The sequence below is a fragment of the Caulobacter sp. GW821-FHT10F06 genome, from assembly GCF_058809215.1.
Genome location: NZ_JBXASK010000004.1, coordinates 162,086 through 187,335 on the forward strand (window position 1 = coordinate 162,086; position 25,250 = coordinate 187,335).

At 68.4% G+C, this 25,250-nt stretch carries 27 protein-coding genes and 1 pseudogene; 9 read left to right on the top strand and 19 right to left on the bottom strand.

Annotation, left to right across the window (positions count from 1 at the left end):
- Positions 1-105: 105 nt before the first annotated feature.
- From AC1RUS_RS10135 to AC1RUS_RS10145, 3 genes and pseudogenes are all read right to left on the bottom strand, one after another.
- Entirely contained in the window at positions 106-498 is a 393-nt protein-coding gene (locus tag AC1RUS_RS10135; protein WP_492915614.1) for a hypothetical protein, read from the bottom strand.
- A 106-nt stretch (positions 499-604) separates the two neighbouring features.
- Positions 605-762 (bottom strand): annotated as a pseudogene (locus tag AC1RUS_RS10140) (hypothetical protein).
- The gene (locus AC1RUS_RS10145) at positions 759-1,703 is read right to left on the bottom strand and encodes a DMT family transporter (protein ID WP_492915616.1); all 945 of its coding nucleotides are present in this window, start codon (positions 1,701-1,703) and stop codon (positions 759-761) included. Before AC1RUS_RS10145 ends, AC1RUS_RS10140 begins: the two are co-directional and overlap by 4 nt.
- Positions 1,704-1,848: 145 nt before the next feature.
- Between AC1RUS_RS10145 and AC1RUS_RS10150 the strand changes: the two genes are divergently transcribed.
- Positions 1,849-2,793: a carboxylesterase family protein gene (locus tag AC1RUS_RS10150; RefSeq protein WP_492915618.1), complete on the top strand. Its 945-nt coding sequence runs from the start codon at positions 1,849-1,851 to the stop codon at positions 2,791-2,793.
- A 4-nt stretch (positions 2,794-2,797) separates the two neighbouring features.
- Here AC1RUS_RS10150 and AC1RUS_RS10155 read toward each other — a convergent pair whose 3' ends face one another.
- The 3 genes from AC1RUS_RS10155 to AC1RUS_RS10165 all read right to left on the bottom strand — a co-directional run bounded on the left by AC1RUS_RS10155 (position 2,798) and on the right by AC1RUS_RS10165 (position 5,486).
- The gene (locus AC1RUS_RS10155) at positions 2,798-3,523 is read right to left on the bottom strand and encodes a helix-turn-helix domain-containing protein (protein ID WP_492915620.1); all 726 of its coding nucleotides are present in this window, start codon (positions 3,521-3,523) and stop codon (positions 2,798-2,800) included.
- A 24-nt stretch (positions 3,524-3,547) separates the two neighbouring features.
- Positions 3,548-4,012 carry a hypothetical protein gene (locus tag AC1RUS_RS10160; protein ID WP_492915622.1) on the bottom strand — a complete coding sequence of 155 codons (465 nt, stop codon included), beginning with the start codon at positions 4,010-4,012 and terminating at the stop codon, positions 3,548-3,550.
- A gap of 226 nt (positions 4,013-4,238) precedes the next feature.
- On the bottom strand, positions 4,239-5,486 hold the full coding sequence (locus AC1RUS_RS10165; RefSeq protein ID WP_492915624.1) for an aspartate kinase: 1,248 nt from the start codon (positions 5,484-5,486) through the stop codon (positions 4,239-4,241).
- Between the two features lie 210 nt (positions 5,487-5,696).
- On the opposite strand from AC1RUS_RS10165, the gene AC1RUS_RS10170 reads away from it, so the two are divergent.
- From AC1RUS_RS10170 to AC1RUS_RS10190, 5 genes are all read left to right on the top strand, one after another.
- Positions 5,697-6,212, top strand: coding sequence for a hypothetical protein (locus AC1RUS_RS10170; RefSeq protein ID WP_492915626.1), 516 nt, complete (start codon positions 5,697-5,699; stop codon positions 6,210-6,212).
- Positions 6,209-6,577: a hypothetical protein gene (locus AC1RUS_RS10175; protein WP_492915628.1), complete on the top strand. Its 369-nt coding sequence runs from the start codon at positions 6,209-6,211 to the stop codon at positions 6,575-6,577. The genes AC1RUS_RS10170 and AC1RUS_RS10175 overlap by 4 nt, the downstream gene beginning before the upstream one ends.
- Positions 6,578-6,589: 12 nt before the next feature.
- Positions 6,590-7,348 carry a bifunctional 2-polyprenyl-6-hydroxyphenol methylase/3-demethylubiquinol 3-O-methyltransferase UbiG gene (ubiG, locus tag AC1RUS_RS10180; RefSeq protein ID WP_492915630.1) on the top strand — a complete coding sequence of 253 codons (759 nt, stop codon included), beginning with the start codon at positions 6,590-6,592 and terminating at the stop codon, positions 7,346-7,348.
- Positions 7,349-7,477: 129 nt separating this feature from the next.
- The gene (locus tag AC1RUS_RS10185) at positions 7,478-8,515 is read left to right on the top strand and encodes a YMGG-like glycine zipper-containing protein (protein ID WP_492915632.1); all 1,038 of its coding nucleotides are present in this window, start codon (positions 7,478-7,480) and stop codon (positions 8,513-8,515) included.
- A gap of 130 nt (positions 8,516-8,645) precedes the next feature.
- The gene (locus AC1RUS_RS10190; RefSeq protein WP_492915634.1) at positions 8,646-8,939 is read left to right on the top strand and encodes a glycine zipper 2TM domain-containing protein; all 294 of its coding nucleotides are present in this window, start codon (positions 8,646-8,648) and stop codon (positions 8,937-8,939) included.
- A 90-nt stretch (positions 8,940-9,029) separates the two neighbouring features.
- On the opposite strand, the gene AC1RUS_RS10195 is transcribed toward AC1RUS_RS10190, so the two are convergent.
- From AC1RUS_RS10195 to AC1RUS_RS10210, 4 genes are read right to left on the bottom strand one after another with little or no spacing between them, the layout of a single operon-like run.
- Positions 9,030-9,464 (bottom strand): DUF1178 family protein, encoded by a 435-nt coding sequence (locus tag AC1RUS_RS10195; protein ID WP_492915637.1) that lies wholly within the window; start codon positions 9,462-9,464, stop codon positions 9,030-9,032.
- A 9-nt stretch (positions 9,465-9,473) separates the two neighbouring features.
- Positions 9,474-10,295 carry a carbon-nitrogen hydrolase family protein gene (locus AC1RUS_RS10200; RefSeq protein WP_492915639.1) on the bottom strand — a complete coding sequence of 274 codons (822 nt, stop codon included), beginning with the start codon at positions 10,293-10,295 and terminating at the stop codon, positions 9,474-9,476.
- Positions 10,296-10,307: 12 nt separating this feature from the next.
- Positions 10,308-10,562, bottom strand: coding sequence for a glutaredoxin 3 (grxC, locus tag AC1RUS_RS10205; RefSeq protein ID WP_492915641.1), 255 nt, complete (start codon positions 10,560-10,562; stop codon positions 10,308-10,310).
- A 23-nt stretch (positions 10,563-10,585) separates the two neighbouring features.
- Complete coding sequence (locus AC1RUS_RS10210; protein WP_492915643.1) at positions 10,586-11,368, bottom strand: ComFC family protein; 783 nt, start codon at positions 11,366-11,368, stop codon at positions 10,586-10,588.
- Here AC1RUS_RS10210 and AC1RUS_RS10215 point away from each other — a divergent pair.
- Positions 11,367-12,278, top strand: coding sequence for a methyltransferase domain-containing protein (locus AC1RUS_RS10215; RefSeq protein ID WP_492915646.1), 912 nt, complete (start codon positions 11,367-11,369; stop codon positions 12,276-12,278). The genes AC1RUS_RS10210 and AC1RUS_RS10215 overlap by 2 nt on opposite strands.
- On the opposite strand, the gene AC1RUS_RS10220 is transcribed toward AC1RUS_RS10215, so the two are convergent.
- Genes AC1RUS_RS10220 through mutT form a run of 3 tightly spaced genes read right to left on the bottom strand, consistent with a single transcriptional unit; the run spans position 12,275 to position 13,904 of the window.
- Positions 12,275-13,288, bottom strand: a complete 1,014-nt coding sequence (locus tag AC1RUS_RS10220; protein WP_492915648.1) for a cupin-like domain-containing protein — start codon at positions 13,286-13,288, stop codon at positions 12,275-12,277. The genes AC1RUS_RS10215 and AC1RUS_RS10220 overlap by 4 nt on opposite strands.
- 56 nt (positions 13,289-13,344) lie before the next feature.
- Entirely contained in the window at positions 13,345-13,521 is a 177-nt protein-coding gene (locus AC1RUS_RS10225) for a Flp family type IVb pilin (RefSeq protein WP_492915649.1), read from the bottom strand.
- Positions 13,500-13,904, bottom strand: coding sequence for an 8-oxo-dGTP diphosphatase MutT (mutT, locus tag AC1RUS_RS10230; protein WP_492915651.1), 405 nt, complete (start codon positions 13,902-13,904; stop codon positions 13,500-13,502). Before mutT ends, AC1RUS_RS10225 begins: the two co-directional genes overlap by 22 nt.
- A gap of 293 nt (positions 13,905-14,197) precedes the next feature.
- On the opposite strand from mutT, the gene AC1RUS_RS10235 reads away from it, so the two are divergent.
- Complete coding sequence (locus AC1RUS_RS10235; protein ID WP_492915653.1) at positions 14,198-15,628, top strand: DEAD/DEAH box helicase; 1,431 nt, start codon at positions 14,198-14,200, stop codon at positions 15,626-15,628.
- 282 nt (positions 15,629-15,910) lie between these two features.
- Positions 15,911-18,124 (top strand): PAS domain-containing sensor histidine kinase, encoded by a 2,214-nt coding sequence (locus AC1RUS_RS10240; RefSeq protein ID WP_492915656.1) that lies wholly within the window; start codon positions 15,911-15,913, stop codon positions 18,122-18,124.
- Here the strand turns inward: AC1RUS_RS10240 and AC1RUS_RS10245 are convergent.
- The 6 genes from AC1RUS_RS10245 to AC1RUS_RS10270 form a co-directional block, all read right to left on the bottom strand.
- Positions 18,121-19,671 carry a hypothetical protein gene (locus AC1RUS_RS10245; protein WP_492915657.1) on the bottom strand — a complete coding sequence of 517 codons (1,551 nt, stop codon included), beginning with the start codon at positions 19,669-19,671 and terminating at the stop codon, positions 18,121-18,123. The two genes, AC1RUS_RS10240 and AC1RUS_RS10245, sit on opposite strands and share 4 nt — an antisense overlap.
- A complete protein-coding gene (locus AC1RUS_RS10250; protein WP_492915659.1) occupies positions 19,668-20,414 on the bottom strand; it encodes an ABC transporter ATP-binding protein in 747 nt (248 codons plus the stop codon). Before AC1RUS_RS10250 ends, AC1RUS_RS10245 begins: the two co-directional genes overlap by 4 nt.
- 151 nt (positions 20,415-20,565) lie before the next feature.
- On the bottom strand, positions 20,566-21,114 hold the full coding sequence (locus tag AC1RUS_RS10255) for a hypothetical protein (RefSeq protein ID WP_492915661.1): 549 nt from the start codon (positions 21,112-21,114) through the stop codon (positions 20,566-20,568).
- A 91-nt stretch (positions 21,115-21,205) separates the two neighbouring features.
- Complete coding sequence (locus tag AC1RUS_RS10260; protein ID WP_492915663.1) at positions 21,206-21,676, bottom strand: hypothetical protein; 471 nt, start codon at positions 21,674-21,676, stop codon at positions 21,206-21,208.
- 1,063 nt (positions 21,677-22,739) lie between these two features.
- Positions 22,740-24,179 carry a bifunctional glutamate N-acetyltransferase/amino-acid acetyltransferase ArgJ gene (argJ, locus tag AC1RUS_RS10265; RefSeq protein ID WP_492915665.1) on the bottom strand — a complete coding sequence of 480 codons (1,440 nt, stop codon included), beginning with the start codon at positions 24,177-24,179 and terminating at the stop codon, positions 22,740-22,742.
- A gap of 24 nt (positions 24,180-24,203) precedes the next feature.
- Complete coding sequence (locus tag AC1RUS_RS10270) at positions 24,204-25,157, bottom strand: peptidyl-prolyl cis-trans isomerase (RefSeq protein ID WP_492915667.1); 954 nt, start codon at positions 25,155-25,157, stop codon at positions 24,204-24,206.
- Between the last annotated feature and the right edge of the window lie 93 nt (positions 25,158-25,250).

Here is a 25,250-nt window from a genome sequence, read left to right on the forward strand (position 1 = left end):
GATGACGCGCAGATTGTATCGGTCGCACGCAAAAAAACGCCGCCCTCTTTCCGGGGGAGAAAGAGGACGGCGTCCAGTTTACGCCTTAGGGATCGGGATCAGACCCTAGCGGCGATAGTCGTGGCCGTAGCGGGTGTCATAGCGAGCGTCGTAGCGGTCGCCGCGGCCATACTGGCTGTAGCGGTTGTCGTACTGGCCGTAGCGGTTGCTCGACTGATAGCCGTAGCCGCTGTTGTAGGCCGGGCGGCTCTGATAGCCGTGGCTGTAGCGGCGATCGTTCTTGTCCTTGGCCGTCGAAGCGCCGATGGCCGCGCCGGCGACCGCGCCGACCGCGATGGCGCCCTTGTCGCCCTTGCCCAGGGCCGCGCCGGCCACGCCGCCGATGACGGCGCCGAGAATGGCCTTGTTGGTCTTCTCGCCGGCGAACGCGCCCGAGGCGGGAAGGATCAGGGCGGCGGTGACGGCGCCGGCGATCAGGGTCTTCGAAACGGTCTTCATGGCGGTTCTCCTTTCGAGAAGCGTCGCCAGGTCCGGAAAGTCCGGTGCGGCGCTGTTGATGTCCGTTTTAGAGACCGCCGCTTGAACCCGATCTGAACGGCGCCGTTCAGGTTCCGGTCATGTTGGGGGCGCGGGGTTTGCGCCAAAGCCGTGCATCCTTCGAGGCCCGCTGCGCGGGCGCCTCAGGATGAGGAGCTCTGTGCTGAATTCCTCATCCTGAGGTGCGAGCCGAAGGCGAGCCTCGAAGGACGCAGGGTGCTTCAAGCGGCAGACACCGCCGCCGGCCGATGCAGCTGCACCGACCACAGCACCCCGGCGAGCATCAATCCGATGGCGACGCCTTCCAGCGGACGCGGCCAGCGGCCTTCGTGCAGGAAGCCGTAGAGCAGCGCGAACAGGGTCTCGAACACGATCAACTGGCCCGACAGGCTGAGCGGCAGGAGCTTGCTGGCCGCGTTCCACAGGCCGTTGCCGATCACCGAGGCGCCCACGGCCACCGCGAAACTGACGCCCCAGAAATAGGCCCAGGCGCCCAGCGCGTGGGCCGCGCCGGTCAGGGCGAAGGCGGGGACCACCAGCACCAGCGACAGCGCGCCGGTCACCACCCCGCTCAGCAGCGACCACTCATGGCTGTTGAAGGTGGTCGTCACCGCCAGCCGGCGGGCGTTCCAGACCGCGTAGACCGTCCACACCGCCAGGGCCAGGACCGCGCCCAGCACGCCCAGCACCAGGCGCGCAACCGGGACGCCCTCCCCGCCCGCGCGGAACACGTCGACATTGATGCAGACCACGCCGGCCGCCAGCAGGGCCAGGGGCGCGGCCAGCCGCCGGATCGGCACGCCCTCGCCGGGCTTGGCGCCGACCAGGGTCACGGTCACCGGCAGCAGGCCGATGATCAGCGACGCCGCCGCCACGCCGGCGTTCTGCACCGCCACCGCCAGGCCGACATAGTAGATCAGATTGCCCAGCAGGCTCAGCAGGGCCAGGTCGCGCCAATCCCGGCCGGTCATCCGCCCGAACACCGCCCTGGCCGTTGGCGCCAACAGCACCATCGACGCCAGCCCATAGGCCAGGTAGCGCCCGGCGGTCATCTGCAATGGCGTGAACGCATGCAGCAGCATCGGCGCCAGGAACACCCCGCCCCAGAATCCGCCGGCGATCAGGCCGCACAGCAGGCCCAGGAAGAGATTGCGAGGGTCGGTCATGGCACAGCTTTAGCAGGCGACGCGACGGCGGGGCTTGGCAAAAGCTCCCACGCTCAGGGCGAAAGCTCTCGTTTGCCCGCGACGGAACCGCCGCGCCGGGGCGTTTCAAAGGCGTTCGCCCAATCGACCCCGCCCGGAGCCCGCCATGAGATCTCGCGCCCTCCCCCGTGCCCTTCTGCCCTCTGTCCTGGCCGTCGCGCTGACCCTGGGCCTGGCCGGCGACGGTCTTGCGCAAGGCCGGTTCCAGGGCCCGCTGCGCAAGCGCCTGGCCGAGCGGCTGGAGGTCAAGCGCGCCCAGGAGGAGCGGCCGATCGACCTGCAGGCTATCGCGCCCGGAGCCCGCAAGTTCACCGAGGCCTACGGCGCCGATCCGGCCCAGCAGATCGACGTCTATGCGCCACCGGGCGCCCGCGACGCCCCGATCATCGTCATGGTTCATGGCGGGGCCTGGAAGATCGGCGACAAGGCCAATACCGGCTCGGTCGAGAACAAGCTCCGACGTTGGCTGCCCAGGGGCTACGTCTTGGTCAGCGTCAACTACCGCCTGCTGCCGACCGCCCAGGCGTACGAACAGGCCCAGGACGTGGCCAAGGCGCTGAACCGAGTCCAGTCGCGCGCCAGCGCCTGGGGCGGCGATCCCGGCAAGATCGTCCTGATGGGCCACTCGGCCGGCGCCCATCTGGTCGCCCTGCTGTCGTCCAAACCCTCGATGGTCGGCCAGCGCTGGGCCGGCACGGTGGTGCTGGACTCCGCGGCCATGAAGATTTCCGAGACGATGAAGGGCCGCCACCCAGCCTTCTATGACGAGGCGTTCGGCGCCGATCCGGCCGGCTGGGCCAAGGCCTCGCCGATGGATCAGTGGACCCCGGACGCCGTGCCGATGATGCTGGTCTGCTCAACGCGCCGCCCCGACAAGCCGTGCGACGACGCCCACGCCTTCCAGGACCTGGCGCGACGCGGCGGCCGCGACATGCCCGTGCTCCCCCAGGACCTGACCCATGCCGACGTCAACCGCACCCTGGGCCTGCCGGGCGCCTATACCGACGCGGTCGAGGCCTACATGCGGGCGCGGATCGGCGAGGCGCAATAAAGCCTCAGCGCGACCGGCGCCACGCCGCCGGCGTGACGCCCAGCGCCGCTCGCATCCGCCGCGTCAGGGCGCTCTGGTCGGCGTGGCCGGTGCGGACGGCGATCTCGGCCACCGACAGCGTCGTGCCGTCCAGCAGCCGCTGGGCCATGCGCAGCCGGGTGTCGGCGAGATAGGCGTGCGGGGTCTGGCCCAGGGCGGCGGCGAACCCCGCGAAGAAGCGGCTCTGGCTCATGCCGGCCTCGCTGGCCAGATCGCGCACCGACAGGGGCTGGGCGTAACGGCTTTCGATCAGGGCCACGGCGCGGGCCAGGCGCGGGTCGAGCCCGCTCTCGCCGCGCGACAGAGCCCGCAGCAGCAGCGGGGTCCACAGGCTGGCGACGCCGTCGTCGATCGGCCCCGCCGCCTCACCGGCCAGATAGTCGAGCAGGCCGCGCACCGGGGCGTCGATGTCCAGGAACACCCGGTCGCGCAGGAAGCCATAGGGCGCGCTCAGCGCCGGTGGGATGTCGACCACAACGAAGAGATTGTCGCCGTCGGCCGCACAAGCGTGGCGGGCCCCGGCCGGAGCCAGCACCGCGCCGGCGGCGTCGACCCGGCCGCCGCGCCCCTCGACGTCCATCTCCATCACCCCGCGTCGGGGCAGGACGATCTGGTCGTGGTCGTCATGCGCGTGCGGCGGCGCGTTGAGGCCGTAACGGCGGAACGAGAGCGACGGATTCCGATGGTCCAAACCGCCCTCTCCTCGCTGACGGGGCTAGCCGTGCCCCGGCTGGGCCAAGGGTTCAGACGCATCTTCGACCAGCCGGCGGGCCTGCGCCAGGGCCGCGTCGATGTCGGCCTCGATGAACTCGACCTCTAGATCGGTCAGCGGGTGCGGGGCGGCGATGGTCTCGCGCAGATAGGTGCGCTTCTCAGGCTCGGTCATCGACCACCAGCCGACGGTGTGGCCTTCCTCAATGACCGCATCGCCCATGGCCAGCAGGTCGTCGGTGTCGAAGATCGGTTGGCCCGGCTTTTCGGGGAACCACTGGCCGTCATCCGGCAGGGCGACGTCGAGCTGCTTGAGCAGCTTGGCCAGCCACGGGCTGACCAGCAGCGGCTTTTCATAGCCGTCGCCGAACTTGGCGCGCAGCAGGAGATCATAGAGCAGCTCCAGCCCAGCCTCGCCCTCGAAGGTGACGGACTTCTTCGCGGGGTCGAAATAGAAGACGTCGGACATGGGTGCTCTCGTGGTCGCTTATCCGCTGATAACGCGACTCGGTGACGTTTGGCGCCGACTTCGGGCGCCGCAGCGCCCCCTCCGTCATGTCGCGTATTCGCGCCATGCCACCTCCCCCGCTTCGCAAGGGAGGAGGACGCAATCTTCTCCTCCCCCGTGAAACGGGGGAGGTGGCGCGGTGTCGATAGACGCCGTGACGGAGGGGGCGTCCCGCCGTCGTCAGCGTTTACAGCTGGTCCAGCCCATACACCGCGTGCAGGGCCCGAACGGCCAGCTCGGTGTAGGCCGAATCGATCAGCACGCTGATCTTGATCTCCGAGGTCGAGATGACCTGGATGTTGATGTTCTTCTCGGCCAGGGCCGCGAACATCGACTGGGCGACGCCGGCGTGGCTGCGCATGCCGACGCCGATCACCGACACCTTCGAGACATCCTCGTCGACGGCGACGTCCTCGAAGCCGATCTCGGTCTGGGCGGCGCGGACGATCTCGACGGCGCGGGCGGCGTCGCGCTTGCCGACCGTGAACTCCATGTTGGCGGTGTCGGCGCTGCGGGCGCGCGACTGCACGATCATGTCGACATTGACGTTGGCGTCGGCGAGACGGCCGAAGATCTGCGAGGAGACGCCCGGATGGTCGGGCAGGCCCAGCAGGGTGATCTTGGCTTCGTCGCGGCTATAGGCGACGCCCGAGACGATGCGCTTTTCCATGATTTCTTCCTCGTCGCAGACGATCGTACCTTGGCCCGGGGCTTCGCCCGGTTCGACGAAACTCGACAGCACCCGCACCGGGACGCGATGGGCCATGGCCATCTCGACCGAGCGGGTCTGCAGCACCTTGGCCCCCAGCGAGGCCATTTCCAGCATTTCTTCGTAAGAGATCTTGGCTAGGCGCTTGGCCTTGCTCTCGATCCGGGGGTCGGTGGTGTAGACCCCGTCCACGTCGGTATAGATGTCGCACGCGCCCTTGACGGCGGCGGCGATGGCCACGGCGCTGGTGTCCGAGCCGCCCCGGCCGAGCGTGGTGATGCGGCCGCCGGCGGTGACGCCCTGGAAGCCGGCGATCACGGCGATCTGGCCGGCCTCGAAACAGGCCTCCAGATTGGCCGGCGGGATGTCTTCGATGCGAGCGCGGCCGTGGGCGGTATCGGTGATGATCGGCACCTGCCAGCCCAGGAACGAGCGAGCGTCGTGACCCATGTTGCGCAGGGTCATGGCCAGCAGGCCGGCGGTGACCTGTTCGCCCGACGCGACGATGGCGTCGTATTCGTCGTCCGACTCGGGAAGACCCGGCGCGGCGCGGCCGGCGCCGTCGGTCCAGGCCACCAGTTCGTTGGTCTTGCCGGACATGGCCGAGACGACCACCGCCACCTTCTTGCCGGTCGCGACCTCGGCGGCGACCAGACGGGCCACCCGCCGGATGCGCTCCAGGTCGGCCACGGAGGTGCCGCCGAACTTCATCACCAGACGAGACACGTCTCTAAACCCTCAATCGACAGCGGTTTTTTCTTGCGCCCACCCGGCCGGATCACTCCCCGCCGCGCAAGCCACGGCCTTCTAGCGGCGCAATGGCGCAACGGCAATGTCGTAGTGGGAGAAAATCAATAGGTCCCTCACCCGCAAACCTTACCAACCCTGGCACCGCCGGAATCTCAACGCTAAAGTGCGAATTGAGAACGAGCACGCATGGACATCTTTGACGCAAAAAATTCCGGGATAGTCGGGGGTGTGGGCCTCATTCTATCCATTTTGGGGCTGCTCGGAACGCTTGTGGGCTTCGTGATCACATGGATCCAACTGAAGCGCACAAAGACGGCGGCAGAAGCCTCATCGGAAGCCGTAAACGCCCTTAAATCACGAATAGCCGACTACGATACGTTGGCTGAGCTCACGCTTGCTATTTCCGCTGCTCGCGAAATCAAACGACACATCGACGGCCAGCAATGGAAGTACGCATTAGATGGCTTAGAAGAGACAAAAATCTTCTTAGTTAGAATGCTGGAATTATCTGGAAATTCCCTAAAAGGTGAAGAAAATTCACTTAAATTGACTATATCTGATCTATCAATGTCAGCTCTATCACTTTCAAAGCAAATTGAGAAAGGAGAGGTAACTGGAGCTCAGAAGATAAGGTTTAAAATTGCCCAATCTCTGGAACTCCTTAACAGGCTAGCGATAAAAGTGCAAAGGGCAGCAAAATGAACGAGAATGATAAAATTAAAGCATCCGCTATATTGGATAGACTTTACACCAGGACAAATGAGGGGAAAATCAATTGGGAGGAAATGTCCAGCAAAAATTCCTATTTTACCAGCATTGGAGATTACACTATACAGCTTTCTCAAGAATACGATGCAGATGCCGATGAGTCTTATATAAAGGTCGAAATCAGAAGATACGACGGAGCACTTATCGATGAAATAGTTCCGGGAAATTTGTACGACCTAGTACCAAAGCCAGACCCCAGCATCAAGTATTGGAAATTGCTAGAAAATATGTACGAATCTGCCAGACGCTATGCGCTTGGAGTCGACAGAGCGTACGACGACATTCTGTCTAAACTGTAGGTAGAGAACTCCATGCCGTCTGCCACCACCGCAGCCCCCTCCTGGTCCATCGATCCCGCCGACGTGGCGCGGTTCTCGGCCATCGCGGCGGAGTGGTGGGATCCGAACGGCAAGTTCGCCCCGCTGCACGTGTTCAACCCCTGCCGCCTGGCCTTCATCCGCGAGCAGGCCCTGGCGCGGTTCGAGCGCGACGCCAATGTCCGCGCGCCGTTCGAGGGGCTGTCGCTGCTCGACATCGGCTGCGGCGGCGGGCTGCTGAGCGAGCCGATGCGCCGGCTGGGCTTCGACGTCACCGCCATCGACGCCTCGGAAAAGAACATCAAGACCGCCGCCGCCCACGCCGCCGAGCAGGGGCTGGAGATCGGCTATCGCCCCGCCACCGCCGAGCAGCTGCTGGCCGAGGGCGCGGGGCCGTTCGACGTGGTGCTGACCATGGAGGTCATCGAGCACGTGGCCGACCCGGGCGAATTCCTGCGCACCTGCTCGCGGCTCTTGAAGCCCGGCGGCCTGATGATCGTCGCCACCCTGAACCGTACGCTGAAGGCCCTGGCCCTGGCCAAGATCGGCGCGGAATACGTGCTGCGCTGGGTGCCGCCCGGCACCCACGACTGGAAGCAGTTCCTGAAACCCGAGGAACTGCGGGCCTTCCTGGCCGGCGAGCCGGTGGAGATGCAGGGCCCGTTCGGCGTCGCCTACAACCCGCTGACCGGCCGCTGGAGCCGATCGAGCGATGTCGACATCAACTACATGATGACCGTCACCCGGGCCTGAACGCCGCCGAGGGCGGGCTGCGGAACCTTAACAGGCGCCGGGGCTTACCCTCCGCACAGGGACTCGAGAAGGATTGGCGGCCCATCGGGGGCAAGGACGTCAGTTCGTTCCAACGAACGGGAGACATCCATGACCATCAACAAGAACATCGCCATGCTTCTGGCGACCACCATCGCTTGCGGCGCCGTCGCACCGGCCATGGCGCAGAGCGCCAGCGCCCAAGCGACCTATCAGGACCGCCTGGACACCTATCGCGACCAGCGCGCCGACTACCGCACCCAGATCGCCGACTACGACGCCAAGCAGCGCGCGTATGAGAACGATCGCGCCAAGTACGAACAGGCGCGCCGTGACTATGACCGCCGCTACGGCGTCGGCGCCTATGACCGTCGCTATCCGGAATACGCCACGCGTTATTCCACCGCGATGTACCGCGACAGCGCCGCCTATCGCGCCGAGCAGGTCGCCTTCGAGCGTGACCGCGCCGCCTATGAGCGCGATCGCCGCGACTATGACCGCCGCCGCGGCGTGGGCGCCTATGACCGCCGCTATCCGACCCTGGCCGCCCGCTTCAACATCGACGGCCGCGGCTACGCCAACAACGGCTCGTACGACGCCCAGCACGAACAGTACGACCGCGATCGCGCCGACTACGAGCGCGCCCGCATCGACTATGACCGCCGCTACGGGACCGGCTCCTACGACCGCCGCTATCCCGACTACGCCACGCGCTACAGCGCGCCGTACGCCGGCAGCTACAACAGCAGCGCCAATGTCGCCTACACCGAACCCTGTCGCCAGGACGCCAAGAAGAACGCCGCCGTCGGCGGCGTGATCGGGGCCCTGGCCGGTGGTGTGGTCGGCTCCAACGCCGCCGCCCGCAACGCCAAGCCGGAAGGCACCGTGCTGGGCGCCCTGGTCGGGGCCGGCGTCGGCGCCGCCATCGGCAACGCCTCGGCCAAGTCCAAGTGCGACACGCGCGGGAGCTATTGGACCTACGAGGAAACCCAGCCCTATCGCGAAGTCGGCTACAACGGCCCGTCCTATGGCTCGCCCTCGGACCGCTGCCGCCTGGCTCCGGCCCCGACCGAATATAACGGCCGGACCGAGACCCGCTACATCCGGGTCTGCCCGGACGCCGAAGGCCGTTATCGCGTCGAAGGCTGACAGCAAGGCTGAAGGCCGTAAAACGGCCTTCAGCCAAGCTTATTTGTCGCCATCCCGACCTTTGTCGAACCGAAGCGCGACCTGTGCGTTTTGACGACAGGGACACCAACAAAAGCAATCGGAGCCCGCCATGCGCGCCCATACCAAAGCTATTCTCGTCGCCATCTCGCTCGGCTTCGCGACCTCGTCGGTGGTCGCCACCTCGGCCGACGCTCGTGAACGCTATCGCATCACGGTCTGCAAGAAGACCAAGGGCAAGAACGGCACCGTCATCGGCGGCCTCACGGGCGGCACGCTCGGCGCGGCCGTCGCCGGCAACGGCGCCAAGACCGAAGGCGCCATCCTCGGCGGCGTGGTCGGCGCAGTCGCCGGCAACCAGATCGCCAAGAAGAAGAAGTGCCACTACGAGTACCGCTACCGCTAACAGCGGTCGGTCGGACCCAACGAAACGCCCCGGTGAGAACCGGGGCGTTTTGCGTTGGACGCCCTCCCTGAAGGGGAGGATCTACGCTGCTCAGTTCACCTCGGTCTTCTTCGGAATTGGCGGCGGCAGGGGCGCGACCTTGATGCCGTCGTCGATCAGGGCCTTGGCCTCGGCGGGGGTGGCTTGGCCGTAGATGCCGCGCTCCTCGGACTTGCCCTCGTGGATGTCGCGGGCTTCCTTGGCGAAGGCGTCGCCGACATTGTCGAAATTCTCCTCGACGTGCCGGCGGACCTCGCCCATGGCGGTCATCATCATCTCGCGCATCTTCGGATCGACTGAGGGAGTCATCTTCTGGGCCTTGGTCCCGGCGACGGCGGGCGACATGATCTGCTTGCTCACGCCGCTCGAGCCACAGACCGGGCAGTCGACCAAGCCCCGCGCGCTCTGATCGTCATAGTCGGACGACGAGCCGAACCAGCCCTCGAACGCATGGGCCTGGTCGCACTGGAGCGCGTACTTGATCATGATCTGGGCTTAGGGACCGACGAAGGCGCGAGCGTTCTTGAGGGCGGGAATGGCGGCGCGCGCCTTGGCGGCGGCGTCCAGGTCGAGATCGGCCATGAGCACGCCGGGCTCGTCATGGTCAAGCTGGCCGAGGATCTCGCCCCACGGCCCGATGGCGATCGAACGCCCCCAGGTGCCGCGTCCGTCCTCGTGGAAACCGCCCTGGGCGGCGGCGATCACGAACGAGCCGGTCTCGATGGCCCGCGCCCGCAGCAGCACCTCCCAGTGCGCCTGGCCCGTCGGGCGAGTGAAGGCGGCTGGTGCGGTCAGGATGGTCGCGCCCTTCAGGGCCAGGGCCCGATGCAGGGCCGGAAAGCGCATGTCATAGCAGATAGTCAGGCCGAACACGCCCAGCGGGGTGTCGACCGTCACCGCCCTCTCGCCCGGTTCGTACGTCGCCGATTCCCGCGCGGTCTCGCCCGTCGGGAGATCGACGTCGAACATGTGCAGCTTGTCGTAGGTCGCCACGATCGCGCCGGTCGGGTCGATCACCGCCTGACGATTGGCGGCCTTGCCGTCCTCGCGCAGCACCAGGGCCGAGCCGATGTCGATCCAGACGTCCAACTCGGCGGCCAGGTCGCGCAGGCCCTGGACGACCAGATCGTCCTCCAGGCTCCGAAGAGACGGCAGCAGCCTGGTCCGGTCCTTCTGCAGCACGTTGGTGCATTCGGGCGTCAGGATGAACTGGGCGCCCTGCTCGGCGGCCTGCCGCACCATCGGCGCGACATGGGCCAGCGCCGCCTCGTGCGTCGCGGGGGTGCGGGTCTGGATCAGGCCGACGCGCAGGCTCATGCCGTGAACCCCTTAGGCGGCAAGGAGGGCGTCCAGCTTGCCCGCGCGATCCAGGGCCAGCATGTCGTCGCAGCCGCCGATGTGCTGCTCGCCGACGAAGATCTGCGGGAAGGTGGTGCGGCCCGAGCGGTCCATCATTTCCTGGCGCAGCTTGGGGTCCATGCCGGCTTCGATCTCGGTGAAGTCGGCGTTCTTTTCGCCCAGCACCTTCAGGGCGCGGGCGCAGTAGCCGCAGAACGGACGGGTGTAGATAGTGACGTGAGCCATGAGTTCCTGAATCTCCTTGGTCCTCATATAGGACGCGCTTGCATTTCTGTAACGCGCGCGACCACGGCGAGTGTCACTTCCGCCGCGCCGGCCGCCAACAATGCCCGCGCGCAGCCCTCCGCCGTCGCGCCCGTGGTCAGGACGTCGTCGACCAGCACGATCCGCCGGCCGATCACCCGATGGCGGCGCGCCTCGGGCACGGCGAAGGCGGCGGCGACGTTGCGACGACGGCCCGAGGCCGACTTGCCGCCCTGGCTGACCGTGTCGCGCTGGCGAATGAGCGCGTCGGGCAGGTAGGCGACGCCGCTGACACGGGCCAGGGGCCGGGCGATTTCGGCGGCCTGGTTGTAGCGGCGGCGCAGCAGGCGGCCTGGGTGCATCGGCACCGGCGCGATGGCGTCGGCCTCCTCCAGCAGCGGCGCGGCGGCGCGCGACAGCCAGCGGGCGAAGAGACCTGACAGGTCCGTGCGATCGGCGTGCTTCAGCTTCAGGATCAGGTCGCGCGAGTGCTCGTCATAGACGCAGGCCGCCCGCGCGCGTCCGAACGCTCGGGGCCTGGCCAGGCACAGCACGCAGCGCTCGACCGTCCCGCTGTCGAACGGCATGGCCGCGCCGCAGCCGTCGCAGACCGGATCGTCGAGAAAGGTGATGCGGCTCCAGGCTCCGGCGGTCAGTCCGCCGCTCAGCGCCGGCCCGCCGTCGAAGGCGCGGGGCGGCAGGACGAGGTCCAGAAAGCCTCTTCCGAGACCCAATAGACGCGGCCCCGCTTTCCATAACGGTTCGGAATCGCCATGTTCCGCGCGCATGACCGCCTCGCCCCTCCTTTTCGACCGCGCCCTTCTGAAGGCCCGGCTCGACCGCGCCGCGCCCGACTACGCCAGCGCCGACTTCCTCAAGCGCCGCGTGGCCGAGGATGTCGTCATGCGGCTGGAGACGATCCTGCGACGCTTTCCGGTCGCCGTCGATCTCGGAAGCCGAAACGGCGCTTTCTCGCAGGCCCTGGCCGAGAGCGACGCGGCCGAGAAGATCGACGTGCTGTTCCAGGCCGACCTGTCGGCGCGGATGCTGGGCGCGGGGAACGGCCTGAAGGTCGTGGCCGACGAGGAGCGCCTGCCGTTCGGCGACGCCACCCTGGATCTGGTCGCCTCGACCCTGTCGCTGCATTGGACCAATGACCTGGTCGGGGCGCTGATCCAGATCCGCCGGGCGCTGCGGCCCGATGGCCTGTTCATCGGCGCGATCTTCGGCGGGGCCACCCTGACCGAGCTGCGCCAGGTGCTGCTGCAGGCCGAGGACGAGGTCAGCGGCGGCGCGGCGTTCCGCGTCTCGCCCTTCGCCGACGCCATCGACGCGGCGGGCCTGCTGCAGCGGGCCGGCTTCGCCCTGCCGGTGGCGGACGTGGACCGGGTGAAGGTGCGCTACGGCCATCCGATCGAACTGCTGCGCGACCTGCGCAGGATGGGCGAGACCAGCGTGCTGCTGGACCGCTCGCGCAAGCCGCTGAGCCGGCGGGTGCTGATGCGGGCCATGGAGCTCTATGTCGAGCGCTTCGCCGAGCCCGACGGCCGCGTTCCGGCCACCTTCGAGATCGTGGCCGTCACCGGTTGGGCCCCGCACGACAGCCAGCAAAAACCCCTGCGCCCCGGCTCGGCCAAGATGCGCCTGGCCGATGCCCTGGGAACGACCGAACAGCCGACGGGCGAGAAGCCGGTCTAGCCCAGCAGCTTCTCGCCGAGCGCCCGGCGCAGGCGAGCGGCGTCCTCGGGGCTGAGCGCGCCCAGCATGCCCTGACGCTCGAGCGGCAGGTGGCCGACGGCCGCGTCGGGGTCGCCGAAGACATAGTGGTCGAACGCCGCCTTCCAGGCCGAGCGATGGGTCTCCGGCAGAGCGCGCAGGGCCAGCACCGCGTGCAGGAAGGCGTCATAGGCCGCGCCGCGTCCCTGGGCCGGCGCCGACCACCAGTAGTTGGCCAGCACATTGACCGGCGCCAGCGAGCGCACGTGGTGCCACCACAGATAGGGGATATAGAGCGCGTCGCCCGGCTCCAGCTCGGCGACCAGGGCGACCTCGAGCGCCTTGGCGAAGCGGGGATATTTCTCGAAATCGGGATCGTCGAACGACACCAGGCTGATCGGCGGACCGCCCGGGGTGCGCTCGAACGGGCCGATATAGAGATCCTTGACGCTTTCCGGCGGGAACAGGGTGAAGCGCCGGCGGCCGGCCACCACACAGGCCAGGTTCTCGTAGGGGTCCTGATGGGCGGCGACGATCACGCGGTTGCCGATCCACAGCCGAGCCTCAACCGACGGCTCCAGCAGCGGATTGGCGTTGGCGGCGCAGAAGCCCGGCAGGTGCCGCTCGGCGGGGATCGACTGGATGGCCAGGCCCAGGGGCCGGGGCTCGGACCTCTGGGCCAGCAGCAGGTCGAAACTCTTGTCGAGATGGGCCGCGCCGCTGCCGAAGTTCAGGCCCGACAGGTCGTCGTTATAGAAGAAGCGCCCGCCGGCCTGCGGCTCGGCGACGAAGGCGGTGACGGGCTCGTGCCGGTCGAAGCTGGACAGATGGGCGAACAGGGCCTCGTCGCCTTGGCGCGCCGCCTGCACCGCGGGCCAGTCCGACACCAGGCCGCGCAGGATCACGGGCTGGCCGGCCGGGACGATGTCGTTGTGGAATTGCTCCGAACTCACGGCGCTGAGTTCACGCGGGGACTTGGCCGTGTGGGTCATGGGCTGACCATAGCCGCCGGCCGCGCAGGTCGTCTCGAACGAAATCGGCGCGGGAGCTAGCTGCCGCCGATGGCGGTCGAGGCCTTGCCGAAGGCGGTGTTCATCTTGTTGCCGATAGCCGTCAGGGCGACGATCAGGGCCACGCAGATGCAGGCCACCATGATCCCCAGCTCGACGGCGGTGGCGCCGCGTTCGTCGCGCCAGAAGGCGCTCAGAGCAGATCGCGCAGCCACGCCACGAGCGGGATGTCCGCCGGCGGCATCGGATAGTCCGCGAGCTTGTCTGGCTTCACCCATGCCATGGCCTCGTGTTCCTTGCGCGTGACCAGGCCCTCCCAGCGGCGCAGCAGATAGAGTGGCATCAGGAGGTGAAAGGACTCGTAACTGTGGGATGCAAAAACGAACGGCGCCAGGCAGGCTTGCGCGACCTTGATCCCCAACTCCTCGTCGAGTTCGCGGATCAGGCACTGCTCCGGGGTCTCGCCGGGCTCGACCTTGCCGCCGGGAAACTCCCACAGTCCCGCCAGCGACTTGCCCTGCGGGCGTTGGCAGATCAGCACCCGGCCGTCGACATCGATCAGGGCGGCGGCGGCGACGAGGACGGTGGGCTTGGTCATGAAACCGGGTTTGGCGCGACCGCGCCACCTTGGCAACCCGTGTGGCGTAAAGGCTTGCCGGGGCCTCGCCCTTGACTTCGCACCTGCAATAAACGATATGGGCCCTGCGTCCATGGACGCTATCGGCGCTCCAGCCGCGTGAGGGTCCCTTTCGGACCAGCCTGTCGAGCGCCCTGAAACTTATCATAGACCGCCCGGGCCACGCGGGGCGCTCCCCAACCGACCCGTCCCATGGACGAGCCGCGCGAGGACCGCGCGCGCCGTCATGCGGCTTTGTCTGAAAGACACCCGACTTGACTCAATTTTCCGATCTCGGCCTCGCCAAACCCATTCTCAAGGCGCTGACCGACAAGGGCTACACCACCCCTACCCCGATCCAGGCCCAGGCCATTCCGATCGTGATGCAGGGCCGCGACCTGCTGGGCATCGCCCAGACCGGCACCGGCAAGACCGCCGCCTTCGCCCTGCCGATCCTGCACCGCCTGGCGGAAGACAAGCGCCCCGCCCCGCGTCGCGGCTTCCGCTGCCTGGTGCTGTCGCCGACCCGCGAACTGGCCACCCAGATCGCCGACAACTTCAAGGCCTACGCCGCCCACCTCGGCCTGACCGTCGCCACCGTGTTCGGCGGCGTGAAGTACGGCCCGCAGATGAAGGCCCTGGCGGCCGGCGTCGACGTGGTCGTGGCCACCCCGGGCCGCCTGATGGACCACCTGGGCGAAAAGAGCGCCACCCTGGGCGGCGTCGAGATCTTCGTCCTCGACGAAGCCGACCAGATGCTGGACCTGGGCTTCGTGGTGCCGATCCGCAAGATCGCCAGCCAGCTGCCCAAGGAACGCCAGAACCTGTTCTTCTCGGCCACCATGCCCAGCGAAATCGGCAAGCTGGCCGGTGAGCTGCTGAAGAACCCGGCCCAGGTGTCGATCACCCCACAGGCCACGACCGTCGAGCGCATCGAGCAGTCGCTGATCTTCATCGAAGCCCAGCGCAAGCGTCCGCTGCTGGCCGAACTGCTGGCCGACAACGCCGTCGAGCGCTCGATCGTCTTCACCCGCACCAAGCGCGGCGCCGACCGGGTGGCCAAGTACCTGGTCGCCAGCGGCATCGAAGCCGCCGCCATCCACGGCGACAAGACCCAAGGCCAGCGCGAACGCGCCCTCGCCGCCTTCAAGGCCGGGCAGGTCAAGGCGCTGATCGCCACCGACATCGCCGCGCGCGGCATCGACGTCAACGACATCAGCCACGTGTTCAACTTCGAGCTGCCCAACGTGCCGGAGTCCTACGTCCACCGCATCGGCCGGACCGCCCGCAAGGGCAAGGACGGCATCGCCATCAGCTTCTGCTCGGACGACGAACGCACCCTGCTGCGCGACATCCAGAAGGCCACGCGCCAGACCATCCCGTCGTTCGACCGCCGCAACGACAAGAGCCTAGCGGCCGCCGCGGCCGTGGCCGACAAGCTGGCTCCGCCGGAGAAGTACGTCGATCCGCGCCGCGCTGACCCGCGCAACAACGTCCCCTCGGAACTGCGTCGCCAGCGCAACCGTCCCGCCAAGAGCGGCGGCGGCAATGGCGGCGGCCAGGGCCGTAACGGCGGCGGTCGCAACGGCGGCCAGAACGCCTCGGCCCAGAACGCCCAGGCCAAGCCGGCCGGCGGCGACTTCCGCGGCCCCAAGCGTGGCGGCGGCGCCGCGCCGGCCGAGAAGCGCTGGAACCCGATCGACTAAATGCTCAAAATGAGTACGTCGCTTTAAACAAGCGACATCTCATGTGACTGAATTGACGGCCATTTTCACGCGCAGGCGTGGAAATGGCCGTTTTTTCGTCCGCAAGCTGAACTTGTCGCAGGGTCTGCCCGTTGGGTCCGCCAGACAGCGCTTGAAACCACGTTCGCTATGAGGTTCAGGTAGCTTTGGGGGCCGGTCCGCACGCCGGCTGGAGGGGACATCCGGATGGCGGAGGGACAGCCGCGCGCCGCACCGACGCTGACCAGGATCGCTGGGGGCGAGATGAGCGAACGCGTGCGCGCGTTCGACTGGTCCAAGACGCCCTTGGGTCCGATAGACGCCTGGTCGCCCAGCCTGAAGCTGGCCGTGGACATGATCCTGGCCACCAATTTCCCCATGGCCCTGCGCTGGGGTCCTGAGCTCTGCCTGATCTATAATGACGCCTACGCGCCGTCGCTGCACGACCGGCACCCGCGCGCCCTGGGCATGCCGTTCTCGCAGCACTCGGCCGACTTCCAGGCCAGCCTCAAGTCGACCCACGACGACATCATGTCGGGCGCCAGCGGCGGCTACGCCTTTGAGAAGCTGCCCCTGAAGCTGCGACGCGACGGCGACGCCAAGTCGCGCATCGGCCACTTCACCATCAGCTACAGCCCCATTCCCGACGCCACGGCGCCGAACGGCGTCGGCGGGGTGCTGGTCACCGCCGTGGAGATCACCGAGGCCGTCGAGACCGAGAAGGTGCTGCGCGACACCGAGAAGCGCTATCGCCTGGCCATCGAGGCGGCCGGCGGCATCGGGGCCTGGGACTGGGACATCCAGGCCAACAAGGTCTATTGCGACGCCGCCTACGCCGCCCTGCACGCCCTGTCGCCGGACTACGCCCAGGCCGGCCTGCCGGTGCAGAGCTTCACGCCGGCCGTCCATCCCGAGGACCGCGACCGCATCCGCGACATCAGCCTGGCGGCCATGGAGACCGGCGGCGACTTCTGCGACGAGTACCGTCTGATCCAGGCCGATGGCTCGATCCGCTGGGTCTATACGCGCGGCAGCTGCTTCCTGGACGCCGAGGGCAAGCCCTCGCGCAACACCGGCGTGGTGCTGGACATCACCGAGCGCAAGGCCGTCGAGGCCGCCCTGCTGGCCGCCCAGGCCGACCTGGACCTGGCCGTCGACGCCGCCCGCATGGGCCGCTGGGATCACAATCCTGACGCCGGCAAGCGGTTCTGGGACAAGCGCGCGCGCCGGATCTTCGGCCTCCGCGACGAGGACGAGAACACCTACGAGACCTACACGCGGCTGATACACCCCGACGACAAGCCCGGCATGGAGGCGGCGATCGCCGCGGCCATGGACCCGACCGGCGACGGCAAGATCAACCACGAATACCGCATCTATCGCCTCGACGACGGCGCGTTGCGCTGGATCGAGACCTTCGGCCGGGCCTATTTCGACGGCGGCGCCTGCACCCGCTTCGTGGGCGTGGTCTCCGATGTCACCGACCGCAAGGAAGCCGAGGCCCACCTGCTGCGTCAGGAAGAGACCCTGCGCCTGGCCATCGACGCGGCCGACGTCGGGGTGTGGGAATTGAACATCGAGACCAACAGCTTGACCTGGTCGGACCGTTGCTACGCCATGTTCGGGGTCGCCCCCGACGAGCCCGTGACCACGGAAGACTTCTACGACCGTCTGCATCCAGACGATCGCGAGAGCGCCCGGCGTTCGATCGCCCAGGCCCTGGACCCGAGCATCCGCGCCGACTACGCCATCGAGTTCCGCGCCATCGGCCGCGACGACGGGGTCGAGCGCTGGATCGGCGCCAAGGGCCAGGCCTTCTTCTCGCCCGACGGCAAGGCCACGCGGCTGCTGGGCGCCACCGTCAACATCACCGACCGCAAGCGGGCCGAAACCCATCTGCGGCTGCTGGTCAACGAGCTGAACCACCGGGTCAAGAACTCACTGGCCACCATCCAGGCGATCGCCGCCCAGAGCTTCAACGCCTCGCGGTCCCTGCCCCAGGCGCAGGAGGCCTTCACCAGCCGCATCGTCGCCCTGGCCGAGGCCCACGACCTGCTGACCCGCGAGAACTGGGAAGGCGCCGAGCTGCACGACATCGCCTCGCGTCTGGCCCTGCTGCACGGCGGCGGGGCGCGGTTCGAGCTGACCGGCCCGTCGATCCGGCTGTCGCCGCGCACGGCCCTGTCGCTGTCGATGGCCCTGCACGAACTGGCCACCAACGCCGTCAAATACGGGGCCCTCTCGGTCCCCGAAGGCCGGATCGTCGTCAGCTGGGACCTGGCGCCCGGCCCCGGCGCCGAGCGGCTGGACCTGACCTGGACCGAACGCGGCGGCCCGGTGGTCAAGCCGCCGTCCAGCCGCGGCTTCGGCTCGCGCCTAATCGAACGCGGCCTCGCGGCGGAACTGTCGGGCGAGGCCTCCATCCAGTTCGAACCCGACGGCGTGGTCTGCAAGATCCGAGCGCTGCTGGACGCTTAGGACGCTGCCCTGAGCACTGTTCCGATCTGCTCGTCCGTACGCCGTAGCGCCATCATCAGCGCGCCGGCGACGATCAGCGGCAGCAGGCCCCAGGTCACGAGGCCCGCCACGGTCAGGCTGGTCGCGCCGGCCAGCAGCATGGCGATGAAGATCTCGGCCAGGGTGGCGAACCACGAGGCGCCGCGACGGCGGCGGAAGTCGGCGCGCTTGCCGGGCTTCTGGTGCCAGACATTGATCAGGCCGCAGCACCAGGCCGACAGGCCCGCGCCGATGGCGGTGACCAGACCCGTCAAGGGCGCGAGCCAGGTCAGGCCGATGATGGGCAAAGCCAGCAGCACGGCCACGGGGATCAGGGCGGCGGCCAGCTTGGCGCGACGCAGGGTGGCGGTCGAGGCGGGCGAGACGGCCAGCAGGTCGGGGGTGTCCTCGGCCGACAGGGTGATCCAGGCCAGGCTTCCAGCCACCTGTCCGGCCAGGAAGACCACGACGCCCGCGCCGCCGGCCAGGGCGCTGGACTGGCCGTGCGAGGCCGAGCGCACCAGCATCAGCGACACCGGGATCAGATAGAGCACCCGCAGCAACACCTGCGACAGCAGGGTGGCGTCGCGGCCGATCAGCCGCAGCTCCTTGCGCACCGTGGCCCGGAAAGCGCCGACGGCGAAGGCCGCGACCGGCTTGGACAGACCGGGCGACCGCCGGGTCGACGCCCCTTGCGCGGCGGCGGCGGAGTCGGAGAACCGGCGGCCCAGGGTCTGGGCGGCCAGCCAGAACAGCGCCACGCCGATCGCCAGCAGGCCTAGCAGCGGCAGGGGCTGACCGATCATGGCCCGCAACGGCAGGCTGGCGGCCGGCGGCGGGGCCAGGCGTCCGCTCGTGGCCTCGTGGGCGATCTGGGCGTAGAGGGTCTCGCTGGCGGCCTTGCCCATCAGGTTGCGGGCCTGGCTGGCCAGGAAGAAGGCCGCGCCGACCAGGGCGGCCAGCACCTGGGCCACGGTGCGCGTGCGGCGCGGGCCGATCAGGGCGAACAGGGCCATGGCCAGGGACAGCCCGGCCGCCGTGGCGATCAGGGCCAGGGCGATCAGCACCCCGAACACGCCGATCCAGCCGGGATGGCCGTAGAGCACCGACGGCAGCAGGATCGGCGTCGCGAAGATCAGGAAGATCGTCGCCACATTGGCCGCCAACCCGATCGCCCGCACCAGCAGCACCTTGGCCGGGGCGATCGGCGAGGAGAACAGCAGGTCCAGGTCGCCTCGCTCGTACAGGGCCTCGGCCGACGCCCCCAGGGTCTGGGACAGCATCAGGGTGAAGACCACCGCGCAGGCCAGGTCGGCCAGCACCACGGCGAGCGGGACGATCGGGATCTCGTGGCCATGCACGCCCAGGGCCAGGAACACGCCGCCGACGCAGGCGAAGGCGAACAGGATCACAAGGCCGATCAGGCCGCCCGCGCCCTTGCCGACCCGACCGGCGCGATAGCCGCGCCACCCCAGGCGCATCTCGTGGGCCAGCAGCCAGGCGGCGCCGGCGGGCTTGAACAGGCTCACGCGGGCAGGCCTTCGGCGGTCAACTGCAGGAAGAGATCCTCGAGCGTGGAATCGCCCGACGCGCCGCCGGTCTGGGCGCGCAGCTCGTCCAGCCGGCCCTCGGCCAGCAGCTTGCCGCCGGCGATGATGCCGATGCGGTCGGCCATCCGCTCGGCCACCTCGAGGATGTGGGTGGTCAGGATCACCGTACCGCCGGCGTCGACGCGAGCCTGCAGCATGTCCTTGACCAGGCGCGCGGCGGCGGCGTCCAGGCCGGTCAGGGGCTCGTCGAGGATCAGCAGCTTGGGATCGTGGATCAGGGCCCCGGCCAGGGCGACCTTCTGCTTCATGCCGCGCGAGAAACCCTCGCAGCGGCGGCGGGCCTCGTCGGCCAAACCCAGCTGGCTCAGCAGCTGTTCGGCGCGAGTCTTGGCCAGGGTCGGGTCGACGTTCCAGAGGCCGGCGACGAACTCCAGATATTCCAGGGGGCTGAGGCGGTCATAGATCATCGCCTCGTCCGGAGCCCAGGCGATCACCGCCTTGGCCGCCGACGGGTCCTTGCGAGCGTCGATGCCGAACACGCTGATCTCGCCGCTGTCGGGCTGGGTCAGGCCGGCGACCATCCGCAGAGTGGTGGTCTTGCCGGCGCCGTTGGGCCCCAGCAGCGCGTAGAGCTCGCCCGCATGGACGGTCAGGTCGAGATTGGACACGGCGGGCTTGGAGAAGGCCTTGTTCAGGCCCCTGACGATCAAAGCTTCGGTCACGCGTCATCCCCCCGCTACTGCAGGGGCATGTGAACGTGATTGGGGGGTTAGGTTCAAGTCGGCACTTGCCCCCTACGGATCGCTTCGCGATCGTCTTCCCCCATAGGGGGAAGATGAGGCGCAGGCGCGGAGGGGGCGAGCCCGCCGCTGCCTAGAACTTCGTCTTGCAGCCTTGCTTGTAGTGCACGCCGCGCAGGAAGCCGCGACGGGCCAGACCGGCGTCGACCACCGCGTTCATGTGCCGGTCGGCCGGGGCCGCGCCGGTCATTTCGCGCACCAGGCTGCGGAACGGGATGATGCTGTTGATGAGGGTCTTGCCGCCGGCCTCGGCCAGCTTGCCGGCGCGGTTTTCGCTATACGAGCCGCCGACCGAATAGTCCGGGCCCAGCACCTCGCTGAGCTTGCGCACCTCGCCCGACAGCTGGACGCAGGTCTTCAGGCCCTTGAGGCTGTAGGGATCGGACAGGGCCTTTTCCAGGATCGGCGGGATCTCGCGCTTGGACATGCCCACGTCGCGGGCCGGCTGCGAGCCGATGTCCACGGCCTTCTTGCGGGTCTCGCCCCAGCGCGAGGTCTCGGGTTCGACCTTGGCCGGCTCGGCCGGTTTCTTCGTCGGACCGGTCTGGGCCTGGGCCACGCCGGCCAGAGACAGCACCGCCGCCACGATCGCCGCCTTACGTCCGAAATTGGAAACGCTCATGGGATCCCCCTACGCCGTCACAGATGAACACCGATAAGGAACGGCAAGCTTGGCAACAGGTTCCATCCTGGCTCGCACGTGCGAGAAACATCTAGTTCGGCGCGGCGGACAACTCCAGGTCGAAGGCCGCGTTCAGGGCGTCGTCGTCGGCCACCACCCCGCCCAAGGCGCTGTCCAGCAAGCCTTCCAGCGCCGACCACACGAAGGCCTGTTGCTCCAGGACGGCGGGCAGACTCTCGGCCTCGAAGCCCGGATAGAGGTCCTCGATCAACCATAGGCCGGTATGCGGATCGAAGCCGAAGCGGCTGCCGATCAGCCGGAACTGGGCGCGCGCCAGGGTCTCGAACAGGGCGTCCAAGGTGCGGGCGCGATCCAGGTCCTCGCCGTCCAGCACCTGGCAGCGCACCTGCAGCCAGCCGTTCTCGGGCAGCAGGTAGAACGCCCCGCCGTCCTCGGCGCCGGAAACCTCCAGGCCGTTGTCGATCTCGGCGACGACATAGCCGGCCTCGCGGCAGGCCTCGGCGACGTCGTCGAGGCTGAAGGGGTGGGTGTCGCGGGTCATGGCGGATCCGATCATCGTTGTGGCGATGGCATACCGCCTGGCGCCCTTCGCCGCCATGGCGTCGCACGCACGGGTTCGCGTCCTCGCCGATTTTTCACCGGCGAGCGTGGGGAGGCGGCGGAGCGTCCGGGCCAGGCCCGGATGAGTGATAGGGGAGTACCGTTTCGGCTTGAGCCGGAGCGCTCCGCGCGATCGTTATCCGATGAGCCCTCGGGGCGCGGGGTCTTAACCCGCTCCCGACTGAGAGGCCCTCGGCGGGCGGAAGGGAAGCGACCCTTCCGGACCGCGCGGGCGATTTCAGCCCGCGCCTGGAGCGCTCGCCGCCGTCGCCGAAGGAGGCTCCCGGATCGGCAACGGTATGAACCGCCAGCCTCCTCGGAAGCCGACTTCGCCACACCGATCCCGCCGGGCCCCTCAGGCAACCGCGCCGAACACGACCCGCTCGACCGCCCCCGCCACCAGTCAGGTCGCCAGCTGGACGGCCTCCCCAGCGGCGGGCCGAGGAGAAGTCTACGGGCGGTTCTGGGAGCGAGGCGTCGATTTTGCAGCGTGACGCTGGACCGCTACGTCAGGCGATTGAAATCGTTGAGCTCGAGGAGCCGCTATGCTCGTGGCGGCGTGGGGACAGCCGCCGACAACAGAAGCTTTGGAGGTCTGCGATGGGTGGGTTTGGGAAGTTCTCCGCGCTTCAAATAAACCTCCGTCATTCCGGGCCTTGTGCCCGGAACCCCTCGTTCAGCTTGCACGTGAAGCGCCAGCGGCGTGCTGAGCACGCCGCCCCTCCCGCACCTGCGGTGGACAGAGGGGTCCCGGGCACAAGGCCCGGGATGACGTGTGTTTTTAGCGAAGGCTTCAACGCCAAACGTCCGCATAGGGTCGGGTGCGGAAACGAGGGCGTGGCCCGAAACCGGACCTTGGTCGCCATGCGGGTCAGCGGACGGGGCGAAGGTCTGTCCTGGTGGGATGGACCGGATCGTCCCGCCGTTACCGCGCTCAGCGCCGCCGGCTTCACCCGGTCGATCGACACGATGTGTTGGCCAGCTTGGGCCGGGGCCGCTTCGCCCTAGCTGCGGTAATCGCCGTTGATCGCCACGTACTGCTTGGTCAGGTCGCAGGTCCAGACCGTGGCCGAGCCCTTGCCGACGCCGACGTCGACGCTGACCTCGAACTCGGCCTTCTTGACGTAGGCGCTCATGGCCGCCTCGTCGTACTCGGCCGAGACCAGGCCGTCGCGAGCGGCGTAGAGGTCGCCGAACTTGACGCTGATGCGCTCGCGCGCCACCGGCTCGTCGGCGCGGCCCACGGCCATGACGATGCGGCCCCAGTTGGCGTCCTCGCCGGCGAAGGCGGTCTTGACCAGAGGGCTTTCGGCGATGGTGCGGGCGATCTTGCGGGCGCTGGCCGGGCTCTCGGCGCCGTTGACGGTGATCTTGACGAACTTGGTCGCGCCTTCCCCGTCACGCACAAGCTGAAGCGCCAGGTCCAGGAGCACCGCTTCCAGCTTCTCGCGGAAGTCGGCCAGGCGCTTGTCGCCGGCGCGGTGGATCTTGGGCGCGGTCGACTGGCCGGTGGCGAACAGCAGCAGGGTGTCGTTGGTCGAGCGGTCGCCGTCCACCGTCACGCAGTTGAACGTCGTGCGGGTATAGAGGCTGACCAGGGTCTGCAGGGCGGCGGGCGCGATGGCCGCGTCGGTGGCCACGAAGGCCAGCATGGTGGCCATGTCGGGCGCGATCATGCCCGAGCCCTTGGTGACGCCGGCGATCTTCACCTCGTGACCGTCGATCAGGGCCGTGGCGTAGGCGCCCTTCGGGAAGGTGTCGGTGGTCATGATCGCCTGGCCGGCCTGAGCCCAGGCGTCGGCGGTCAGGCGGGTCTCCACCTCAGGCAGGCGGGCGGTGATCTTGGCGTCGTCCAGGATGACGCCGATGACGCCGGTCGAGGCCATCATCACGTCGCGCTGGCGGCAATCGAAGCGCTTGCCCACGGCCGTGGCCACGCGGCGCACCGCGTCGGCGCCCGGCTTGCCGGTGAAGCTGTTGGCGCAGCCGGCGTTGACCACCAGGGCCCGCACGTCGGCGCCGCCCGTGGCGGCCAGCTGGCGCTTGCACCAGTCGACCGGCGCCGAGCCGACGCCGTGGCGGGTGAAGACGCCGGCCGCCGAGGTGCCCTCGGCGAAGCGCATCAACAGCAGGTCCTCGCGCTCGTGCTTGTAGAAGCCCGCGCGGCCGGTGGCGATCTCGACGCCGGCGATCGGCGGGATATGCGGGAAAGGCACGGCCAGGGGCGAGATCGCCAGGCCCGGCTTGCCCGGCGCGGCGGCGGCCTTCTTGGTCGAGGCAGGAGCCTTGGCCGCCTCGTCGGACGTGAACGCCCGGCCGGCGCGCTTGAGGGCCGAGGTCAGGGGATCGACCAGGGCGCGTTCCAGCGTATGGCCCACGCGTTCGACGGCGCCTTCGGGCGCGGCGGAATCGGTCTTGTCGGTCTTGGTCGTCTTGCGAGCCATGGGCGAGCCTTGGATCCTGGAAGTCTATTTCTTTTGCGGCGCGGGGGCCGGAGCGGGCGCGGAGGCCGGCGCGGAGCCTTGCAGCTCCGGCGGGGCCGAGGCCGGCTCCTGCGGCGCGCCGGGCACGTCCTGGGCCTTGCCGGTCAGCATGTCGACCTTGGCCCCGCCGCGCAGCTTCTCCAGCAGGTCGCGGACCTGATCATAGGTCAGGAAGCGGACGATCTGCGGACGGGCGGCCTCCAGCGTGATCGGCTCTTCCATGCGCTTGTCCTCGACGCGCAGCACGGCCCAGCCGCCCTCGGTGGCGAAGGGACCGACCAGCTGGCCCTTCTGGGCGTCCTTCAGGGCGCCGGCATAGGCCTCGGGCATCACGTCGACGGTGAAGTAGCCCAGATCGCCGCCGTTGAAGCGGGTGGCCTGGTCGGTGGAGCGCTCCATGGCCAGGGCGTCGAACGACGCGCCGCTGGCCAACAGCTTCTTGATGCTCTCGGCCTCGGCCTGGTTGGCCACCAGGATCTGGCGGGCGCGGATCTCCTCGGAGCGCTTGGACAGCTTCTGCTGCTCGGCGTAGAGGCGGCGGATGGCGTCTTCGTTGACGGCCTTTTCGACCACGCTCTCGACCAGCATGTCGCCCAGGATGCGCTCGCGGGCGGCGGCCAGGCGGCGCTGCGCCACCGGATCCTTGTCCAACTTGCGTTTCAGGGCCTCGGCGGCCAGCAGCTTCTGGTCGATCACCTCGTCCAGGCGCTGGCGGAACAGCTCGCTGGAGATGTCCAGCGGTTCGCCCTCGCTGATCAGGCCCTGCGCCACGGCCTCGCGCTTGACGTCGGAGGCCCAGACATTGTGGCCGTTGACGCGCGCGACGGCGGTGTCGCCCGGCTCGGGCGGCTTCTCGGCGCTCTTGTTCTGACCGCAGGCGGCCAGCACCAAGGCGGCGGCCACGGCGATCCAGACGCGAGTATGGGCAGGTTTCGTCAAGACGGATCTCCGCACAGGTCGTGGCTCGGCTCTAGCGTGGTTTCGGCCCCAGGGGAATGCAACTCGGGCGCTTCTACCAGAAGGCTTTCCGCG

Bases quoted from the DNA above. Each gene is read 5' to 3' on its own strand.
- AC1RUS_RS10260 (WP_492915663.1), bottom strand. From the start codon at position 21,676: ATGACCCGCGACACCCACCCCTTCAGCCTCGACGACGTCGCCGAGGCC.
- AC1RUS_RS10240 (WP_492915656.1), top strand. From the start codon at position 15,911: ATGAGCGAACGCGTGCGCGCGTTCGACTGGTCCAAGACGCCCTTGGGT.
- AC1RUS_RS10160 (WP_492915622.1), bottom strand. From the start codon at position 4,012: ATGTCCGACGTCTTCTATTTCGACCCCGCGAAGAAGTCCGTCACCTTC.
- argJ (WP_492915665.1), bottom strand. From the start codon at position 24,179: ATGGCTCGCAAGACGACCAAGACCGACAAGACCGATTCCGCCGCGCCC.
- AC1RUS_RS10150 (WP_492915618.1), top strand. From the start codon at position 1,849: ATGAGATCTCGCGCCCTCCCCCGTGCCCTTCTGCCCTCTGTCCTGGCC.
- grxC (WP_492915641.1), bottom strand. From the start codon at position 10,562: ATGGCTCACGTCACTATCTACACCCGTCCGTTCTGCGGCTACTGCGCC.
- AC1RUS_RS10170 (WP_492915626.1), top strand. From the start codon at position 5,697: ATGGACATCTTTGACGCAAAAAATTCCGGGATAGTCGGGGGTGTGGGC.
- mutT (WP_492915651.1), bottom strand. From the start codon at position 13,904: ATGACCAAGCCCACCGTCCTCGTCGCCGCCGCCGCCCTGATCGATGTC.
- AC1RUS_RS10185 (WP_492915632.1), top strand. From the start codon at position 7,478: ATGACCATCAACAAGAACATCGCCATGCTTCTGGCGACCACCATCGCT.
- ubiG (WP_492915630.1), top strand. From the start codon at position 6,590: ATGCCGTCTGCCACCACCGCAGCCCCCTCCTGGTCCATCGATCCCGCC.
- AC1RUS_RS10190 (WP_492915634.1), top strand. From the start codon at position 8,646: ATGCGCGCCCATACCAAAGCTATTCTCGTCGCCATCTCGCTCGGCTTC.
- AC1RUS_RS10175 (WP_492915628.1), top strand. From the start codon at position 6,209: ATGAACGAGAATGATAAAATTAAAGCATCCGCTATATTGGATAGACTT.
- AC1RUS_RS10255 (WP_492915661.1), bottom strand. From the start codon at position 21,114: ATGAGCGTTTCCAATTTCGGACGTAAGGCGGCGATCGTGGCGGCGGTG.
- AC1RUS_RS10145 (WP_492915616.1), bottom strand. From the start codon at position 1,703: ATGACCGACCCTCGCAATCTCTTCCTGGGCCTGCTGTGCGGCCTGATC.
- AC1RUS_RS10210 (WP_492915643.1), bottom strand. From the start codon at position 11,368: ATGCGCGCGGAACATGGCGATTCCGAACCGTTATGGAAAGCGGGGCCG.
- AC1RUS_RS10220 (WP_492915648.1), bottom strand. From the start codon at position 13,288: ATGACCCACACGGCCAAGTCCCCGCGTGAACTCAGCGCCGTGAGTTCG.
- AC1RUS_RS10200 (WP_492915639.1), bottom strand. From the start codon at position 10,295: ATGAGCCTGCGCGTCGGCCTGATCCAGACCCGCACCCCCGCGACGCAC.
- AC1RUS_RS10215 (WP_492915646.1), top strand. From the start codon at position 11,367: ATGACCGCCTCGCCCCTCCTTTTCGACCGCGCCCTTCTGAAGGCCCGG.
- AC1RUS_RS10135 (WP_492915614.1), bottom strand. From the start codon at position 498: ATGAAGACCGTTTCGAAGACCCTGATCGCCGGCGCCGTCACCGCCGCC.
- AC1RUS_RS10195 (WP_492915637.1), bottom strand. From the start codon at position 9,464: ATGATCAAGTACGCGCTCCAGTGCGACCAGGCCCATGCGTTCGAGGGC.